General features: G+C 45.0%; 6 protein-coding genes. 3 read left to right on the top strand and 3 right to left on the bottom strand.

Features of this window, described 5'->3' with window-relative positions; translation table 11 throughout:
• Positions 1–317: 317 nt before the first annotated feature.
• Positions 318–599 carry an HNH/ENDO VII family nuclease gene (locus EAE93_RS23695; protein WP_191214983.1) on the top strand — a complete coding sequence of 94 codons (282 nt, stop codon included), beginning with the start codon at positions 318–320 and terminating at the stop codon, positions 597–599.
• Entirely contained in the window at positions 596–1,027 is a 432-nt protein-coding gene (locus tag EAE93_RS23690; protein ID WP_110087159.1) for an SMI1/KNR4 family protein, read from the top strand. Before EAE93_RS23695 ends, EAE93_RS23690 begins: the two co-directional genes overlap by 4 nt.
• Before the next feature lie 47 nt (positions 1,028–1,074).
• On the opposite strand, the gene EAE93_RS23685 is transcribed toward EAE93_RS23690, so the two are convergent.
• The 3 genes from EAE93_RS23685 to EAE93_RS23675 all read right to left on the bottom strand — a co-directional run bounded on the left by EAE93_RS23685 (position 1,075) and on the right by EAE93_RS23675 (position 2,079).
• On the bottom strand, positions 1,075–1,272 hold the full coding sequence (locus tag EAE93_RS23685; protein WP_110087160.1) for a DUF7706 family protein: 198 nt from the start codon (positions 1,270–1,272) through the stop codon (positions 1,075–1,077).
• A gap of 14 nt (positions 1,273–1,286) precedes the next feature.
• The gene (locus EAE93_RS23680; RefSeq protein WP_110087161.1) at positions 1,287–1,607 is read right to left on the bottom strand and encodes a SymE family type I addiction module toxin; all 321 of its coding nucleotides are present in this window, start codon (positions 1,605–1,607) and stop codon (positions 1,287–1,289) included.
• Positions 1,608–1,686: 79 nt separating this feature from the next.
• Positions 1,687–2,079 (bottom strand): helix-turn-helix domain-containing protein, encoded by a 393-nt coding sequence (locus EAE93_RS23675; protein ID WP_021327089.1) that lies wholly within the window; start codon positions 2,077–2,079, stop codon positions 1,687–1,689.
• A gap of 100 nt (positions 2,080–2,179) precedes the next feature.
• Here EAE93_RS23675 and EAE93_RS23670 point away from each other — a divergent pair.
• Positions 2,180–2,634, top strand: a 455-nt coding sequence (locus tag EAE93_RS23670) for a CHC2 zinc finger domain-containing protein (protein WP_250151181.1), incomplete at its 3' end; no start/stop codon positions are given.

Raw genomic sequence — 2,634 nt, 5'->3', positions numbered from 1 at the left:
CAAGTGCCCGTCGGGGCGAGTTGATATGTTCTTTAACAGGGTGGGAAAAAGCGGTGAAGAAAAAGGCTGCTAAATCAGGGGGAAAGGTCCGCTCAACTGTATGATGGCGTCGGGATAGTCCCTAAGATCCGCTCGGGCTAAATGGGGGTCCGAATCCGTATGCGTACGTCCATAATCCGGCAAACTGGATTGATCCGCTGGGTCTTGCTGGCTGTCCAACTGACTATAGTCAAAAGAGAAAATATTGGTCATCAGACCCGATTACATTTAAAGGGAATAAGGTATATCAAAGAAATGATCTGTTTGATCCTCAACATATGTCGGCATGGCGAGATCAAGGAAAAGTGATTCGAGGAACTAATATTGAACGAATGGCATCAGGTAGGGCCCCTGTTGGGCATGATGGAAAAGCTGTAAACTTACATCATATGTTACAAACTCAAAACGGTCCTATTGCTGAAATGAGCCAAACATTCCATAAAGTTAATCACAAAGCAATTCATATAAATCCTAATACGATTCCTTCAGGAATAGATCGAGCTACATTTAATAAATGGCGAGAACAGTATTGGATCAATAGAGCTGGAGATTTTAAATGAACAGAGATGAATTAATAGATTTATTCGCGGAATATCCCGATTTATTAAATATGGGAAGTGCAGATGATGCACCCTCTCCTGAATGGATAAATAAAACAGAAAAAGCATTATCACTAACATTACCTGATGATTATAAATGGTTTTTGAATAATTTTGGCGGTGGTGATATATGTGGAGATGAGATATATAGCATATATTGCATTCCGTTTGAGGAAGCTATTGGCGGTGATTTAGTATATCAAAATACAATAGCTAATAATTACCTTAATGAAGGAAGGTTAGTTGTCTCAAATACAGACTTCGGAGAAGAATTTTATTTCAACACAAATAATTTGGTCGAAGTTTATATATCATTAGGAACAGAAAATAAATTATATGCAAGCAATTTCATTGAGTTTTTATATAAGCGATTGATGTCATATAAATAAATATGAAAGGCTGGAAGATCTCAAAGATCTTCCAGCCTTATTAATATCTACCGTGGCGAATATCCACTGTACGCTAGAGCAGATTGAAGCTTAGAGATCGCATCCTTAATCTGATACGCTTCCTCGTCATTCACGGCACAGGCGCGTATCTCCGTCCAGTTCAACCGTTTAACCAGTTGGGCCAAGGCCAGCGCTTCAATGTGGGTTAACTGAATGTCCTGCAAATGTTCAATGGCTATCGTCATCTCATGCTCTCCCCTTAACCCGCAAAACCGGTTATCAGCGCCTGCATCTGCTGCTTAATCTCCCGCAGTTGGGCCTGTTGCCGCTGGTACTGTTGATGCTGTTGTTGCGTGGCTTCACTGTCAGGAATGAGCACCAGACAACCATCCATCACCTTCACCGTAATCTGGCCGCCGGTATTAAACCCCGCCTGTCTCAGCCACTGACCTTTAAGATGTATCGCCGGTGTGGCGTCGTTGACTCTGTTCCCGTTCGGCACATAGCCCACCGTGTAATAACGTTCTGTTTTCACAGCTTTATTTATCGCTGCTTCTGCTTTAGAATGCGCCTTAGCCATAGTCACTACTCCTATAGTTGCTGTGGTAAGCGGCGGTAACGGGTGCCAGCCCGTTATCCCCGCGCTAAATATCAACAGATTATCGCTTAATCACCTGCTTTATCTTGTCTTGTGTGATAGCCATATCCAGAAAATGACAAATCACTTCCTGATCTTCCGGCTTCAATGCATCGGCCTGTTTACACAACTCTTTTAGCCGCTTGTTTTTGATATCAAACTCCGGGGCGGCACTGCCTTTATCACCCAGTAACAGATGGTCAATACTGACCTCTAATATCTGCGCCAGCTTGATGATGTAATCAAACTGAGGCTTGGCTTTCCCTTGTTCCCAGCGCCCCACCATGCGGGGCTGAATATCTAACAGGTCCGCCAGTTTCAGTTGTGTTAACTGCCTTGATTTACGAATAGATGAGAGGTTTTTACCAAAATCAGTCATGGACAAACATAGCCAAGTTAGTTGTTTGTTCCACATGCTAAATCCCCTCCTGAAAATTAATTCTTGAAAGCATTCTAATGTCCTGTTTAAAATAGGTCAATATAGACCTTGACGTATTTTTTAAAGGATTAACGATATGGCCCGCATTCCCGAAGCCGAATTACAGCACCTGAAAGCCGCCGTCTCCTTAGTCGCCGTGGTGGAACAACAGGGGCGACAGCTCTTTAAACGCGGCAAAGATTACGTACTGCTGTGCCCGTTCCATCAGGAGAAAACCCCGTCAATGGTTATCTCTCCGGCAAAAAATCTCTATCACTGTTTTGGCTGTGACGCAGGCGGCTCAGTACTGGACTGGGTGATGAAAACCGAAGGCTTAAGCCTGCGCCATGCCGTGGAACGCCTGCGCGGGGAACTGGGCGAGAATCCGGCAATCGCCCCGCTGGTCCAGCCAAATGAACCCGCCGTGCTGGCCGAAGACGAAGCCGGACGGCAGGCGCTGCTTAATCGGGTGGTGGAGTTCTATCACCAGACGTTGCTGAACGCCCCCGAAGCGCTGGCTTATCTGGAAAAACGCCGGTTAAACCACCCGGA

The sequence above is a fragment of the Photorhabdus akhurstii genome (assembly GCF_018448925.1).
GTDB classification, from domain to species: Bacteria; Pseudomonadota; Gammaproteobacteria; order Enterobacterales; family Enterobacteriaceae; genus Photorhabdus; species Photorhabdus akhurstii.
Note: the sequence above shows the minus strand (reverse complement) of the source record. Positions and strands in the feature narration are given on the sequence as shown.

What these genes read in the sequence shown, in the direction of transcription:
- EAE93_RS23695 (WP_191214983.1), top strand. Translation starts at nt 318, where the DNA reads ATGTCGGCATGGCGAGATCAAGGAAAAGTGATTCGAGGAACTAATATT.
- EAE93_RS23690 (WP_110087159.1), top strand. Translation starts at nt 596, where the DNA reads ATGAACAGAGATGAATTAATAGATTTATTCGCGGAATATCCCGATTTA.
- EAE93_RS23685 (WP_110087160.1), bottom strand. Translation starts at nt 1,272, where the DNA reads ATGACGATAGCCATTGAACATTTGCAGGACATTCAGTTAACCCACATT.
- EAE93_RS23680 (WP_110087161.1), bottom strand. Translation starts at nt 1,607, where the DNA reads ATGGCTAAGGCGCATTCTAAAGCAGAAGCAGCGATAAATAAAGCTGTG.
- EAE93_RS23675 (WP_021327089.1), bottom strand. Translation starts at nt 2,079, where the DNA reads ATGTGGAACAAACAACTAACTTGGCTATGTTTGTCCATGACTGATTTT.